General features: G+C 40.9%; 15 protein-coding genes. 12 read left to right on the plus strand and 3 right to left on the minus strand.

Annotated features, from left to right (window positions below; genetic code table 11):
- Positions 1-105 precede the first annotated feature (105 nt).
- The gene (locus AC2YHV_RS23070) at positions 106-2,172 is read right to left on the minus strand and encodes a Na+/H+ antiporter (RefSeq protein WP_487374251.1); all 2,067 of its coding nucleotides are present in this window, start codon (positions 2,170-2,172) and stop codon (positions 106-108) included.
- 423 nt (positions 2,173-2,595) lie between these two features.
- Between AC2YHV_RS23070 and AC2YHV_RS23075 the strand changes: the two genes are divergently transcribed.
- The 9 genes from AC2YHV_RS23075 (at position 2,596) to AC2YHV_RS23115 (ending at position 10,964) form a co-directional block, all read left to right on the plus strand.
- On the plus strand, positions 2,596-4,119 hold the full coding sequence (locus tag AC2YHV_RS23075) for a spore germination protein (RefSeq protein ID WP_487374281.1): 1,524 nt from the start codon (positions 2,596-2,598) through the stop codon (positions 4,117-4,119).
- Complete coding sequence (locus AC2YHV_RS23080) at positions 4,116-5,360, plus strand: Ger(x)C family spore germination protein (RefSeq protein ID WP_487374252.1); 1,245 nt, start codon at positions 4,116-4,118, stop codon at positions 5,358-5,360. The genes AC2YHV_RS23075 and AC2YHV_RS23080 overlap by 4 nt, the downstream gene beginning before the upstream one ends.
- On the plus strand, positions 5,357-5,578 hold the full coding sequence (locus tag AC2YHV_RS23085) for a hypothetical protein (RefSeq protein WP_057275568.1): 222 nt from the start codon (positions 5,357-5,359) through the stop codon (positions 5,576-5,578). Before AC2YHV_RS23080 ends, AC2YHV_RS23085 begins: the two co-directional genes overlap by 4 nt.
- A gap of 56 nt (positions 5,579-5,634) precedes the next feature.
- Positions 5,635-6,744 carry a GerAB/ArcD/ProY family transporter gene (locus tag AC2YHV_RS23090; protein ID WP_487374253.1) on the plus strand — a complete coding sequence of 370 codons (1,110 nt, stop codon included), beginning with the start codon at positions 5,635-5,637 and terminating at the stop codon, positions 6,742-6,744.
- A gap of 100 nt (positions 6,745-6,844) precedes the next feature.
- A complete protein-coding gene (locus tag AC2YHV_RS23095; protein ID WP_413010523.1) occupies positions 6,845-7,951 on the plus strand; it encodes a GerAB/ArcD/ProY family transporter in 1,107 nt (368 codons plus the stop codon).
- Positions 7,952-8,341: 390 nt separating this feature from the next.
- Positions 8,342-9,115 carry an extracellular solute-binding protein gene (locus AC2YHV_RS23100; RefSeq protein WP_487374254.1) on the plus strand — a complete coding sequence of 258 codons (774 nt, stop codon included), beginning with the start codon at positions 8,342-8,344 and terminating at the stop codon, positions 9,113-9,115.
- A 22-nt stretch (positions 9,116-9,137) separates the two neighbouring features.
- Positions 9,138-9,608: a COG4315 family predicted lipoprotein gene (locus tag AC2YHV_RS23105; RefSeq protein ID WP_403187095.1), complete on the plus strand. Its 471-nt coding sequence runs from the start codon at positions 9,138-9,140 to the stop codon at positions 9,606-9,608.
- Between the two features lie 78 nt (positions 9,609-9,686).
- Positions 9,687-10,241, plus strand: coding sequence for an RNA polymerase sigma factor (locus tag AC2YHV_RS23110; protein WP_487374255.1), 555 nt, complete (start codon positions 9,687-9,689; stop codon positions 10,239-10,241).
- Positions 10,242-10,964 (plus strand): anti-sigma factor domain-containing protein, encoded by a 723-nt coding sequence (locus AC2YHV_RS23115; RefSeq protein ID WP_487374256.1) that lies wholly within the window; start codon positions 10,242-10,244, stop codon positions 10,962-10,964.
- A 234-nt stretch (positions 10,965-11,198) separates the two neighbouring features.
- Here AC2YHV_RS23115 and AC2YHV_RS23120 read toward each other — a convergent pair whose 3' ends face one another.
- Positions 11,199-11,534 carry an AAA-type ATPase lid domain-containing protein gene (locus AC2YHV_RS23120; protein ID WP_487374282.1) on the minus strand — a complete coding sequence of 112 codons (336 nt, stop codon included), beginning with the start codon at positions 11,532-11,534 and terminating at the stop codon, positions 11,199-11,201.
- Between the two features lie 188 nt (positions 11,535-11,722).
- On the opposite strand from AC2YHV_RS23120, the gene AC2YHV_RS23125 reads away from it, so the two are divergent.
- Positions 11,723-12,418 (plus strand): YjjG family noncanonical pyrimidine nucleotidase, encoded by a 696-nt coding sequence (locus tag AC2YHV_RS23125; RefSeq protein ID WP_098864948.1) that lies wholly within the window; start codon positions 11,723-11,725, stop codon positions 12,416-12,418.
- 90 nt (positions 12,419-12,508) lie between these two features.
- Here AC2YHV_RS23125 and AC2YHV_RS23130 read toward each other — a convergent pair whose 3' ends face one another.
- Positions 12,509-13,807, minus strand: a complete 1,299-nt coding sequence (locus tag AC2YHV_RS23130; RefSeq protein WP_487374257.1) for an MFS transporter — start codon at positions 13,805-13,807, stop codon at positions 12,509-12,511.
- Positions 13,808-14,274: 467 nt separating this feature from the next.
- Between AC2YHV_RS23130 and AC2YHV_RS23135 the strand changes: the two genes are divergently transcribed.
- Both AC2YHV_RS23135 and AC2YHV_RS23140 read left to right on the plus strand, forming a co-directional pair.
- Entirely contained in the window at positions 14,275-14,454 is a 180-nt protein-coding gene (locus tag AC2YHV_RS23135) for an IDEAL domain-containing protein (protein ID WP_034315231.1), read from the plus strand.
- A 596-nt stretch (positions 14,455-15,050) separates the two neighbouring features.
- Positions 15,051-15,371, plus strand: coding sequence for an antibiotic biosynthesis monooxygenase family protein (locus AC2YHV_RS23140; protein WP_053533860.1), 321 nt, complete (start codon positions 15,051-15,053; stop codon positions 15,369-15,371).
- Positions 15,372-15,499 lie beyond the last annotated feature (128 nt).

Consider the following 15,499-nt stretch of genomic DNA (forward strand, 5'->3'; position numbering starts at 1 on the left):
ATCTACAGTTATTTCATTTTATTTTTCCTGAGGTATTCATCCTTGCCTTGGAATGTAAATAAAGAGACACCGCTTCCTGTTGCATCGGAGTCTCTTAATATTTTATCAATTTTGTATCATTATCATTTCATCGTAGATTAAGTTTTGTCTAATCTCAGTTGCTGTTTGTATGGATATTTGCTCATCTTCAACCATTTGCGCAATGATATCACGTTCGATTTGCATCGCATTCAATTGAAATTGACTTACCATCTCTTCAAAGCGTTTTGCTTCTTTTTCACTTAATGTTCCGAACGGATTCAAATAACGATTATATCTTTGGATGACAAGCATGACCTCATGGCGGTTTTCAGGTGCAGTTTGTTGTTTGATCAATAAAATGGCTTCCTTTGAAGCTTCTTTTTGTGCTTTACGAAACTCCCTGATCAGGTCCGCATTTTTAACGATGGAGTCCTCTAATTTCGCTTCCCATTTCTTATCCCATTTGACATTGATCTTTTTCTTGAAAAGAATAGCCTGCAAATTGATCCAAGCCCTTTTCATGGAGGATTTTTGCATATAATTCGAGGTTCTTGAAAGATACACTTTATATAGTTCAAAGGCTGTTTCAGATATAGTCCCTTTTTCGACTAATCCAGAAACGATTTCCAATTCCTTATTGGCTCCTAGCTCCACTAATTCGCGTATTGTCCGATCATCCGGTCGATTCGTTATTCCCCGTTCCAAATCTATCAGTTGTTCATTTAAATCTTCCATAACTTGATGGACCGCTTTCTGATTCTCGATGGTTGCTTCTTTGCTCAGTTGATTGATCGTTTTATTTAAAACAATTTTATAAGCCTCCTCAGAGGTTAGACGCTCATCTTTGAATTCACTCGGTGTCTTTACCAGTAATGGCAAGAGAACCGTAGCCAAGGTGACGCTTAACAATATAACGCAAGCTGCGATAAACAAGACTGTATTACGCATCGGGAATAAAGTGTCATCCCGCATGAAATATGGTATGGATAAAGCTGTAGCCAATGTAATGGTTCCATGAATGCCGCAAACGGATGTCAAAAATGCAAATCGGGATCTTGAAACATTCTCCTCATCGGTGTCATTGCTATCTTCTGGATGAACCCTGGACATAATGAATTGCTCTAATGGATTCACTCTGTTTTTCGTAAAAGTATCATGCAGGATGTATACCCATATAAAACGGATCACCAATAATAAAAGAACGATCAAGACACTTATCCCAAAAAGAATGCCCCTATTTAAGTTGGACTCAATTTCCTGATAAACACTCGGCAACATAAATCCTAACAAAGCAAATACAAGTCCATTCAAGACATAACCTAATACAGACCATGTATTAGTTGATACAATTTGCAATTTAGTCGTGGAACTCTGAAGGCGATCCCGCTCGATGCCATGAATGACACCTGCAGCAACCACTGCCAAGATTCCGGAAACATGGAATTCTTCAGCTTCCATATAGATGGCAAAAGGCGTAATTAGTTCAATGACAATAGACATTGGGATTTCTTCAAGTCCATGAACCCGTAAAAATAATCGTAATTTAACGATTAAATAGCCCAATAGGATCCCTATAAATATGCCGCCTAAAGCTACAAATATAAAATTAAGCGATGCATCTTTTATAGAAAACACTCCAGTTAAGGCAGCTGCCAGGGCAACTTTAAAAGCGACGATTCCGGCAGCATCATTGAAAAGTGATTCACCCTCAAGGATGGACATCATGTTTCCAGGCAATTTCAATCCTTTTGTAATCGATTGTACCGCTACCGCATCCGTAGGAGTAATTGTTGCGGCTAAAGCAAAAGCCACAGCCATCGGCATATCAGGTATTAACCAGTGGATGAAAAAGCCTCCTGCAAAAACCGTCACAAATACTAACCCAAAGGCCAATAACAGAATAGGCTTACGCAATTCAAGCATTTCTTTACGAGACGTATTTTTTCCTTCTGTAAAAAGCAGCGGAGCAATGACACAGATCATAAATAATTCTGAATGAAAATCAAATGATAATTGAAATGGTAATAGTGAGAACACTGCTCCCATGGATATTTGATATATCGGAAGTGGGATACGAGGCCATATAGCATTTAATATTGTAGCGATTATTGTGGACACCAATAATCCGAGCAATGTGATTAAGAATGACATAGAATCTCCCTTATCTTCTAATGTTTTAGTCTGATTGCCCATGCAATATAAAAAAGGTATTTAAAACAATATCCTTTCTTTAAAAAAGTAACCCCTACTTTATGGTCCTGTGTAGCTTATTCAAAAAACAATACTTCGCCAGAGACAGTATTTTCGACAATAGCCTCGGTTTTTGATATACCCCTTAGTTATTAATTACAAACAGGATATCACAAGAGTTTACGGTTTATTCAAAATCAACTTATGACATGGCTTTTCCATGAAAATTAGTTCATGTCGGAAACAGGATTTTCTGTATAAAATACCCTTAATGAAGAAACATAGAAAAATGGAGTTAGAGCGACCTGCAAAAAAATGGGGGGATTCAGCTTGATTCGTAATGTGGGCAAATTGTTAAGAAAAAAGAAAGAAAAAAAATCCCTGATGCAAAATGATTACCTGGATTCAAAGCCTTCAGATTCACTTGATGTGAATTTCAATCAAAATGTAGAAACACTTCGTTCTGTTTATGATAATTGCTCGGATGTCATGTTCCGCTCGTTCTTACTTTTCGGAAAGACGCGGGCGATGCTCATTTACATTGCGGGACTCTCAGACATCGAGGCGATTGAGCAATATGTGCTATCTCCACTCATGCAGGAGTCATCAAAAGAACCACAACCATTAAATGAGTTTATTGAACATAAAATGCCCGTTCCTAAAGTGGTAAAAGTGAATATGTTGGCGGATTGCATTGAATCGATTTCCTCTGGAAACCCAATCCTTCTATATGAAGGGGGAAGCGGTGGATTTTCTCTAGGATTGTCCAAATGGGAAAAGCGGGCGATTGAAGAACCTGTGGCAGAGGGGGGAGTTAGGGGGTCACGAGAGGGATTTATTGAATCTCTGGAAGTAAATACGTCCCAATTGCGACGTATTATTAAAAGTCCTGCCCTTAAAATACAATCAATGAAGATTGGAACTCTTACCAGGACGAATGTTTCAATTGCTTATATTGATGGCCTTGCGGATAAAACACTGATTGAAGAGATTACAACTCGGTTGGAACGAATTAAAATAGACGGAATTTTAGAAAGCGAGTACATCGAGGAAATGATCGAGGACAATCCGTTTTCACCTTTCCCTCAGATCATGTCGACAGAACGGCCGGATGTAGCCTGTGCCAGCTTGCTGGAGGGACGAGCTGTCATTCTTGTTGAAGGAACCCCTTTTACATTAATTGCACCAATAACCTTCTTTTCTTTGATTCAATCACAAGAGGATTATGCTCAACGTTTTTGGGCAGGCACTTTTATCCGTTGGTTACGATATTTTTTTATGGGATTATCCCTTTTGCTTCCATCACTTTATGTTGCTATTTTGACATTCCATCATGAGGCGGTCCCAACCGCACTCCTGTTAAGCGTAGCAGCATCCCGGGAATCGGTCCCTTTTCCTGCAATTGTAGAGGCATTGGCTATGGAAATTACGTTTGAAGCACTAAGAGAGGCAGGGGTTCGATTGCCGAAGCAGGTAGGTTCCGCTGTCAGCATTGTTGGAGCGCTAGTTATTGGTCAAGCTTCCGTACAAGCGGGATTGGTTTCAGCCCCAATGGTCATTGTGGTTGCAATTACGGGAATCGCTTCTTTTATGATGCCTCGCTATATTGCCGGAATTGCTTTCCGGATGCTGCGTTTCCCAATGATGCTGCTTGCCGGTACCTTAGGACTGCTTGGCATCATGATGGGAATCATCGCCATAGTCATTCACTTATGCAGCTTACGGTCCTTTGGCGTTCCATACTTAGCGCCACTGGCGCCGTTAAAAGGTAAAGAGCTGAAAGATGTGCTGTGGAGAGCTCCTTGGTGGAGGATGGATACACGCCCGCGTCTCACAGGGGATTCTAATGTATACCGTCAAGCCCCGGCACAGAGTCCAAATCCAAAAAGGGGGAGTGAAACGGAGTGAATAATGGCTGGAGGCGAAAAAGCATATTGGAGAAAGGAAAGACGCGTCATTTCATGAAAAACGTCCTTCTTTTGCTCGTTATTTGTGGAACGACCCCTTTTCTAAGCGGTTGTTGGGATCGAATAGAAATCACTGATTTGGCGATTGTCACAGCAGCCGCCATCGATAAGAAGGGTAATAATCAAATCGAACTATCCGTCCAAGTCTTTATTCCAAGTTCAATAAGCAGTGGAGGCGGTCAAGGAGGGAGCAGTCAAGGGGGAGGTGGGGTTACGACAATGGTGAGAAATGAAAAAGGCGCCAATATTTCAGATGCATTGTCTAAGCTTCAAAGCAAGCTTCCGCGAAAAGTATTTTGGGGACATTGTAAAGTTTTTGTATTCGGTGAAAAGCTAGCGAAGGAAGGAATCCAAGAGCAGCTGGATTTTTTGCTGCGCCATCCTCAGCCAAGAGAGAAAGCAAATGTGTATGTCAGCAAAGGGGATGCAAAGCCTATCCTTGAATCTTTGCCACCCCTGGAAAACTATTCAGGGGAAGTGCTTAGAGAACTATCTGATTTACATATCGGGATGCTGGTCACACTGCAGGATTTAGATGAAATGTTAACCGGTAGGCCTCAGGCGGCCGCAATTCCAATCGTTAAAATATTGCCGCCGGGGAAAGGGCAAACGAAATTACAGGGAATTCCTTACATTGTCGGGACAGCCGTGTTCAAAAAAGATAAAATGACTGGAACAATGACTGAAAAGGAAACTAGAGGGCTATTGTGGTTAAGGGATGAAGTGGAATCATACACCGTGACCTTCCAACCCAAAGGGGTGAAAGGGAAGATATCTTTAAGTCCAGTGTCAGCCAAAGTCAAGATCATTCCGCAAATCATCAATGATAAATGGAAATTATTGGTGAAAATAAGTACGGATGGGGCTGTTATACAAAATGGAACGAATTTAAACCTTTCAAATCCTAAGTCTCTAAAAGCAGCAGAACGAGCATATCAAACAGATATAGAAAATCGCATTAGGATGGCTTTTCTGCATATTCAGCATAAGAAATCGGACATTTTAGGATTGGGTAAAGATTTCTATCGGAAATATCCTAAACAGTTTAATAAGGTAGATAACCACTGGGATGAGATATTCGCGGAAATGGAAGTGGAAGTCGATGTTGCGGCCCATATTCGGAGACAGGGCTATATAAACAAACCGGCGGGGTTGTCTGAAAATGAGGTGAAGGACAAGTGAGATGGGGGGCTTTTATTTGTACAACCGTGATCGTAGCTTTAATCATTTTGTATGAATGGCCGAAAATGAAACAAAATCCTAAAAAAGATAAAGTGGCATTTCTTACACTGCTCCTCACTGGCTTGGTTCTATCCATGTTCAATCTCCCACAGATGTCAGGGCCAACTCAATGGGTGGAAACTCTTTTCAGGCCATTTGGAGAGTTTATGGAAAAGTGAGTCTATTAGTGGGTGTTACGGGATTAATTTCATTCTATTAAGAAAGGAGGAAGCAGATGGAGAAAGGGAAAATTTCATCTCTGCAGATGGCATTCATGTTGTATCCGGCGATTGTGGCAACGGCTATTCTCGGGGTTCCCAGCATCACAGCCAAATATGCCAAAACTGATTTATGGCTGTCCCCCATTTTTGCTGCGCTCATAGGATATCTGACGGTGTATATCGCTTATAAACTGCACCAACTTTATCCAAAACAAACGGTGATCCAATTCACTGAAAAGATCATTGGTCGGATTCCGGGGAAAATTTTCGGTTTTTTACTCTTGTTTTTTTATATCCAGAACACGGGGCTAATCGTTAGAGGCTACGCAGAATTTGTTGTGGGCTCTTTTCTGGTACGTACCCCGATTGGTGTGATCATGGTATCGATGGTGCTTCTATGTGCGTTCATCGTACGAGGGGGGATAGAAGTGTTGGGGCGGGCTGCCCAATTGTTTGTACCTGTTTTCATTTTTCCAATCTTTATCTTAATCATTTTACTGATTCCTGATCTTGACTTCAAGAATATATTCCCGGTATTGGCGGATGGTATAATGCCCCCTATCAAGGGTTCGATTGTACCGGGTGGCTGGTTCAGCGAGTTTTTCCTGATGATTTTTCTTCTTCCTTTTTTGGTAGATATGAAAAAAGGGATGAAGTCCGGTATGATGACTGTGTTTGCCGTGATGATGACGTTAATTGTGGTGAATCTTACGGTTCTTTTTGTACTTGGGTCAACAACATCCACAAAGCTTTACCCCTTGATGAATGCATCTCGATACATCAGTTTTGCCGACTTTTTTGAACATGTGGAATCCGTCGCCATGGCGGTATGGATTGTAGGGGCGTTTTTGAAAATTTCCGTTTTTTATTATGTATCTGCTTTAGGTACAGCGCAGTGGCTGAATCTCTCCGACTACCGACCTGTTGTATGGCCGATAGGGATTTTGATTGTCATATTCAGTTTGTGGTCGCTGCCTAGCTCTGTGGATGTCAGTCGTAATGATATCAACGTCTTTCCGTTACAAGGAATGTTGATGCAAACGATTATTCCTCTGTTATTGTTGTTGATTGCTGTTGTAAGGAAAAGAAATCGTAAAGGAACCGAAACCAGCCGAATGGATTGAAACTCTTTTTTAAGCCGATTGAAGAGTTTATGAAAAAGTAAAACGATCAGTGGGCTTTGTGATTTCAAATTTTCATACTATCACGGAAGGGAGGAAGATGATGGAGAAAGGAAAAATTTCATCTTTACAAATGGCATTCATGTTGTATCCAACGATTGTGGCAACGGCTGTTCTCGGTGTTCCAAGCATCACAGCGAAATATGCTAAAACTGATTTATGGCTTTCCCCCATTTTGGCGTCCCTCATCGGGTATGCGACGGTGTATATCACTTATAAACTTCACAAACTTTATCCCAAACAAACGGTTATCCAATTCAGTGAACAGATAATTGGTCGGATTCCGGGGAAAATTCTCGGTTTTTTATTCTTGTTTTTTTATATCCCGATCACAGGGCAGATCCTAAGAAGTTACGGAGAATTCATTGTCGACTCTTTTCTGGTCAAAACCCCGATTAGCGTGATCATGGCGTTGATGGTACTCCTTTGTGCCTTTATCGTACGCGGAGGGATAGAGGTGATGGGGAGAGCTGCCCAATTGTTGGTTCCCGTTTTTATCTTTCCAATCCTAATTTTAATCGTCCTCCTGGGCCCAGATCTTGAATTTAAGAATATATTCCCGATATTGGGGAATGGAATTATGCCTCCAATCAAGGGCTCGATTGTACCGGGTGGCTGGTTCAGCGAGTTTTTTCTGATGATTTTTCTCCTCCCTTTTTTAACCGATATGAAAAAAGGGATGAAATCCGGGATGATGTCTGTTTTTGCCGTGATGATTACGTTAATTGTGGTGAATCTTATGGTTCTTTTTATACTCGGGTCAACAACATCAACAAAGAATTATCCCGTGATGAATGTATCTCGGTACATCAGTTTGGCCGACTTTTTTGAACATCTGGAGTCCGCCATCATGGCCGTATGGATAGTAGGAGCGTTTGTGAAAATTTCCGTGTTTTATTATGCGGCTGCTTTGGGTACAGCGCAGTGGCTGAATCTCTCCGACTATCGTCCTGTTGTATGGCCGATAGGGATTTTGATTGTAGAATTCAGCTTTTGGTCGTATCCCAGCTCCATGGATGTCAGTCGATATGATATCGTCGCCTTCCCTTTTCATGGAATTTTGATGCAAACGATTATTCCTCTGTTATTGTTGGTGATTGCTATGATCAGTAAAAGAATTAGACAGAGAAAGGGAAGCAAATCAAGCTAAGCTTTTCTGCCGATTTTTTGATATTTAATTTAAAAGGAGCTCTATCTTAATGTTAAAACAAAGTTGATTGAAAGGTATGAGACCCCTGCTTAGAAGAGCGCTTCCATGGGAGAACCCGCAGACGCAATGGCGCCGAGGGCCCTACGTTCCAATCAACGGCCAAATTTAAAAACTTATAAAATGTAGAAAGTCTCAATTATTATGGAGTTTGTCTACAGTCTGCAACCATTCCGTTTCCGAATGGTTTTTTTGCTGCGGGTTGAAAACTGGAAATCATCAGATGTACTTTGAAAAAGTTTAAAAAAATTAACAATATTTTTTTCAAACCGTTTGGAAGTTTGTCCCGTTATCTATAGTACAAAGGCTTTTTGGAAGGGAGAGAAGAAAGACTTGAAAAAGGTCATTTTTGTCGGGTGGATATCATTGATGCTAGTACTGTTAGGATTTTCACCGGAAATGGGTTCGAATCGGGGGCAAGCTGTCAACGATGTCGTAAAAGTATATGGACCAGGAGGACCTTTTGGGCCTATCAAGGAAGTGGCGGAACGATTCACCCAAGAAACGGGGATAAAAGTTGAAGTAACAGCGGGACCCGAAGAAAAATGGATTGATCAAGCCAAACAGGATGCGGATATCATTTACGGGGGGTCCGAGTATATGCTAACAGAATTCATGCATGATCATCCGGAGGTCCTTGTTGGAAAAAACCGTACAGAATTGTACGCACGGTCAGCTGGAATTCTGGTTAGAAAAGGAAACCCAAAGAATATCCAGTCATTGGAGGATTTAACGAAGAAGGGCATAAAGATTGTGGATGTTAATGGAGCCGGGCAACTGGGGCTATGGGAAGATTTAGCTGGAAGAAAAGGATTGATTCCTGGAATTAGCAGGAATATTGACATTTCAGTGAAGTCCAGTGCAGAAGCTATTAATTTATGGAAGGCAAATTCAAAATTGGACGCCTGGATTACATATGAATCCTGGCATTACCGTCTGGCGGATGTGACGGACCTGGTTCAACTCCCTGAGGAAGACAAGCTCTATAGAGGGACCCCGGTAAGCATAACAAGTAAGAGTGGAAACAAGAAAAAGGCAAAACAATTCATTGCTTATCTTAAAACGGAAGAATCTCATCAAGTGTTTCAAAAATGGGGATGGAAGTAAAATTTATGAGGAGTGAGAGTATATGAAAAAGTGGATGGTATTTTCAGTTTTTATGATGGTCTTAGTATTGGCGGCATGTGGAAATGAAGCGAAGGATTCACCCGAAAAGGATCAAGCTGTTAGTGGTACTGCTGATGAAAAAGCGGTAACCCTAAAATTATTGGAAAGTGAACCATTAGGCGAATACCTGGCTGATTCCAAGGGAATGGCACTTTACTATTTCAAGAATGATAAATCAGGAAAAAGCAATTGCATGGGTGATTGTCTGAAAAAATGGCCGCCGTTCATGGAAAGCGATTTTGCTGTCCCTAAAGGATTTGAGGAAAATGACTTTGGAACCATTCAAAGGGAAGATACAGGGGAAGAGCAGGTGACGTACAAAGGATTTCCACTCTACTATTTTGCGAATGATAAGGCAGCGGGAGATGTCAATGGTGAAGGTGTGAAAAATGTTTGGTATATTGTGAATAATAAGACTATTTTTCCGAAGTAAGAAAAAGGGGCGATCAGTGATGGTCGTTCCTGTTAACACATTTTTTTCAAATTTACTTGTGAGGAGTTGCAGGTGCGATTGAAAGAAAAACTTGATAAGGAATTGATGGCATTAGTCATGAAAAAGCATCGTCCTGCTCTGGAAGAACTTTATGACCGCTATATTAAATTAATCTATGGTTATATTTTTAAGTTCACAAATGGAAATGCTGAAAAAACAAAGGAGATTGTGCAGTTGGTCTTTTTAAAGCTCTGGACCACAAAAAGCAGTTACAATCCCGAAAAGGGGCACTTTGTCAGCTGGCTTTTGACCGTTACACGAAATGTGTGTGTGGATTATGTCCGTAAAGACAGCGTTCATATCCGGAATAACAAACACATGGACATGAGTCATCCAATAGAAGTAGAAGATCCTAATAATGATATAGAAAATGGGCTATTGCACAGTGAAATTGCCAAGGCAAAAAATAAGTTAAGCAAGCCGCAAAAAAGGCTGATTGATTTACTGTATTGGAAAGGGTACTCGTTAACGGAAATTGCCAAAATTGAAAATGAACCGGTTGGTACCATCAAGAGCAGACTTCACCAGTCGCTTAAATTGTTGAAAAAGCATTTGGAAGTAGGTGGTTTGTAAATGAATACAGAGTGCGCTAACCTGCTTTCATTTTTATCGGGTGAACTGGGAGAAAAAGAAAAAAAGGCATTCACGGAACACTTAATGCACTGCTCTGAATGCACTAGGGAGTATGAACAAATGACAGAAGCCTGGAATTCATTGAAATGGGATTTTGAAGAAATGGAACCTTCATCTTCCCTGAAATCAGAGGTCATGGATTTTGTCTTTGAGACTGACGATGAAGTTCCGGTGAGAAGGGAAAAGAATTGGAGTAGCTTTTTCTTTAAGCAGTTTACACCAGTCACTTCAGGTCTCTTGCTGGCTGCACTGGTTTTGGCGTTTGTGCTGTTATATTCCAATATTCAACTGAAAAAAGAACTTGCAGCTATCAATCTGCCAATGGAGGTTAAAACGTCGCTATCTTTGCAGCCTGCTGATAAGACCGCTGTAAATATGAGTACGGACGGTGCTGCATACATTTTGCAGCAAGGTGAAGAAAGAAGGTTAATCGTTCAGATTCAGAATTTGCCTAGCCTTCAGAAGTCCGAGGTGTATCAGGTGTGGTTACTGAAAGATGGAAAACGGACAAATGCAGGAACTTTCAAGCCTGATGAAGCCGGCACAGGATCATTGACATACAAACTGTCCATTAATGATAAATTCAATCAAATAGGCATCACAAAAGAACCAGATGCAAATAGTACAAAGCCGAGAGGCGAAAAAATAGTAGGATCTTCTTAAAAATAAGAGACTTTCCCGCAAAGGGGAAGTCTCTTATTTTCTGTTCGTACCTGAATTTAATAGCTAAGTAATTTAAACAAGAAGAAGTCGCCGCGATTAACAATGGGAGCTCATTTGAATTGGAATATAAGTGTTTACCATTCACCATGATCACTAGCAACGAATAACCAGCATGTCGGGTGGGGGAAAATGGACTTGTTTAAAGTTAAACAAGCATTGTCATTTCCATGATACCTATTTATTCATTAAGTCCCCACAGTACTCCCGGATCAACGCTGAGGCTTTCGTTTGGCTGATAGAGAGGTCCTTCTCGACTTTCCTTGATGATTTATATGTTTGGTAAGATTTCCTGATCAATATCCGTTTCGTTTCATCAAGTGCTTTATCGAGTGAAGTGGGGAGATCAATCTGTGTGACCTGTTCAACGTTCTCGGTTATCATTTCAGGCAAGTCGGACATCAGGATAACGGAGTCACTTATTAAGACCAACCGTTCAATCAAGTTTTCGAGCTGGCGTACATTGCCAGGCCATGAATAATGAATTAATAGGTTCAAGCATTCTTCCGAAATGACTTTATTTTCATGATACCTTTCATTGAACTTATTTAAAAAATTGTACGTAAGGGGAGAATGATTTCTTCTTTACGCTCTCGCAATTTTTCCAAGCTTGCAGTATGTATTTACCATGAATTTGCATAATTAATACGTAATTAAAGGAAATGTGTTAAGTTGGACTAAAATGATTATGGGGGGCAGCGATGAAATACGAAATTATTTTATTTGATGTTGATGATACTTTGCTAGACTTTGGAATATCGGAAAAGAATGCGCTGCATGAAGCTTTTTTAGAGTTCGGTTTGCCAACAGGGGCGGAGGATTATGCGCGATGCTACCAAGAAATCAGTAAGGTATTATGGAGGAATTTGGAACAGGGGCATATAGATTTAACCATTCTGGGAGTGGAAAGGTTCAAGCGGTTGTTCCTGAAGCATGGGCTTGATATGGATGCGGATGCGTTCAGCCGTGCGTACCTGGGACATTTGGGAAAGGAAATACATCTTCTGCCCGGGGCTATAGAGGTTTGCGAGAAGCTTGGAGGATGCCGGCTTGCTATTATAACAAATGGCTTCACGGCAGTGCAGACAGCAAGGATCGGCGGGTCAGCCCTTTGCAACACCTTTGAGACCTTGATAGTTTCCCAAGAGGCTGGGTTTCAGAAGCCTGATAGAGGGATTTTTGATTATGCATTTTCCAAGTTAAAGATCACAGATAAATCGAAAGCGTTGATAGTGGGTGACTCCTTGACTTCAGATATACAGGGCGGCTTGAATTATGGAATGGATACATGCTGGTACAATCCCCATCAAAAGGATAATGATCTGGGAATCAAGCCCACCTATGAAATCAGGACGCTCACTGATCTTTTGGAGATTGTAGGAAGTAAACAAGTATAGGGTGGTATTTGCATTGTAAAAAAACAGAGGCCGCTTGTCCGAGTGATAGACGTGCAGCCTCTGTTATTACTCATGCAAGAGATTTTAGAATCAGTTCAAATCCAGCTTATGTGGTTTGAGTGTTTGATCCTTTTCTTTCTTTCTGCTGAAATGCGGGGATAATATACAAAGCGCCAGGGAAATCGCGAGACCTGCCATCATGAATCCGCCAAATACCAAAGGGGATGGGCCATATGATTCTGCCATGGCGGTCCAGATGAGCGGACCGAAACCCGCAATGGCTGCCGCGACCTGATAACCGACGGATAATCCAGTATAACGGACCTTGGCTGGAAAGAGCTCCGAGAATAATGTCCCTTGTGTGGAAAAAATGGCTCCCCAGATGATACCGAGTACAACTGCCTGCATCATGTAGAACCAGCCAACCCCACGCCCAATCATTGTGAAATATGGGATGGCCAAGACGAAAAGGAGAGTCAGGCCCCCAAAATAGATGATTTTTCGATCAATGAAATCTGAAATGTAACCAATGACAGGAATGGTAATCAGCATTGTAGCGCAGCCAATCGTTAAACCGGTAAGAGCTGAATCTTGGGAATAACCAAAATACAGCGTAGTAAAGACGAGAACATAGGACATGATGAATACATTGAAGAAGCCGTCCCCAATTTTTAGTCCGATCACTTGCAGCACACTTCTCCAATCGTGTTTCAACGTTTCAATAATGGGAACTTTCGCAAGATCGCCGCTATCTTTCTGCGCTTTAAATTCCGGCGTTTCTTCAATGCCACTCCTTACCCAAATTGCCAACCCGATCAGTACACCGCTTAAAAGGAATGGAATCCGCCAACCCCAAGATAAAAATTGGGCATCGGTTGTCAAGGAGCTGATGAGGGTTAGGCTGAACGAGCCGGCAACCAAGCCGATAGGGACCCCTAGTTGGGGAATGGATCCATATAACCCACGAACACCTTTAGGAGCAGATTCCGTTGCCAATAGGATGGCTCCGCCCCATTCACCTCCCAAGGAAATTCCTTGAATCAACCTCAGCACCACCAAGATGGCGGGGGCGGCCAACCCAACCTGGGCATAAGTGGGCAGAACACCGATTAGCATTGAACTCCCTCCCATACCAATAAGGGTGAACATGAGTGCTGCCTTCCGTCCGATGCGATCACCCATATGCCCGAACAGGATGCTGCCGATTGGACGGGCTGCATAACCAGCCCCGAATGTGACAAAGGCGAGAAGAAGTGAAATCGCTGGATCATGATTGGGAAAGAATAGCGTCGTAAAAACCAGGCCCGTTGCTGTTCCGTATAAATAGAAATCGTACCACTCAATAACGGAACCCGCTAAACTTGCGAAAAGAACTCGACTTTTTTTCATGATAAATGCTCCTTTAATGCAAAGTTTTTCATCAAAATTGTTTTCAACGATAAATAAAGCCGAAATGAACAAAAATGATGGTAAATGAATATAAGTAAAAAACTGGATTATTTAGATTATTTTAGAGGGCCTATTCATACCGGTCAATATATTTCTGACTTTTCTGAAAAAAATGAAGCAAATAACTTAGCTCCCTTCACCTGTATTGGCATATAATTAATTCTAAAGTAATGGAAATAAATGATCCGATCTTCCCGGGTAAAATGACTAAGTGGATAAAAAGAAAATATGTTACTGATTAGAAAACCGAATATTTAGAAATTTTGTGTATAGAAGAGTGGCAAAGTGGAAATCATGTGGATAAGGAAATGAAAAATGAAAAAGAGGAAAGGATAAGATTTTAATAAATAATAATAATCTCCAAGTTATTTAGTATAATAGAAAAAAGGTTAAGGAGTTGGTTTCGTATGGAGAAGCAATTGCCAGGAACATCGCTTGAACCTGAAGAGATGGCTGAAATGGTTTTAAAAAAGGCCCTTAGTGATTACCGGAAAGCACAAATCGAAAAAGAAATCGATGACTCATTAAGAAATCGTGATAAGGAAGAGTTCCTACGTTTAACTGAAATATTGAAGGGCATTTCCTGAAATTTTATTCTCTGTGAACAAGACAAGTAGTTAGGATATGGAATGTACACTGAATAGCCAGCAAAGCTGATAACCATAAATATGCCGATGAAAAAACTTCATTTACCTGGAACATACTAAGTAAATAGCAATCTATAGAATTATAATATTTTACATTGTAAGCGCTTTCTTGTATAATCAAATAAAGAAACGATGGAGAGAAGAGTGTAAGTGCGCTAATGGCGGGATTCACAGGTATTAGTTGCTGAAAAGTTCATGCACCGGGATAAAAACTTAAAGGGGGAAAAGTTATGAAAAAGAATGGAGTGTCTTTAGTTGAATTTGTTCAGGAGGATCGATTCGAACTCAGCTCCTACATTACTTCTTTATTTAACAAACTGAATGACTATGTTCCCAAAAGTCTTAAAGATAAAAGGTGAGTGACAATAAAAAATGGATCAGGAAGATATGCAAGACTTCCTGATCCATTTTTTATTTTGTTTTTGGGAATCAGGGTCTTAAGTAGTGCACTTAAGTAAAAGTCTCATTAATTGACAATGAGAATCGTTATCGAATAAAATGATTCAATACAAGTATATCGATTGGAGTTGTTCATATTGTTCGTTCAGATGAGAAAAATGGTGGTAAAGGAAGGTAATGCAGAACAAGTAGTAAAACGGTTCAGCGGGGAAGGGATCATAGAAAAGCAGGAAGGATTCATCGATTTAAGTGTAATGGTGAAAAAAGTGCGACGCGGGGATGAAGAGGTCATCATTATGATCAATTGGGAGTCCGAGGCGCATTGGAAGCAGTGGGAAAAGAGTGAAGCCCATATCGCAGGCCATAAAGCAAACCTAGGGAAACCAAAGCCTGAATATATCGTCAGTTCGGAAGGATCATTATATGAAGTGAAGGCGATTAAAAAGGCAGTGAAATAACTGACCTTAAACTAGCCTGTTTTAAATTCCGTCCAAATAAGTAACTGGGTGGAATATCCCATTTCTCAAACATCTTGTTAGCATAAGGATACGGAAAGGTTACCGTTCACATATAATAGCTTACCTTC

The organism is Peribacillus sp. SRI_006 (assembly GCF_057586375.1).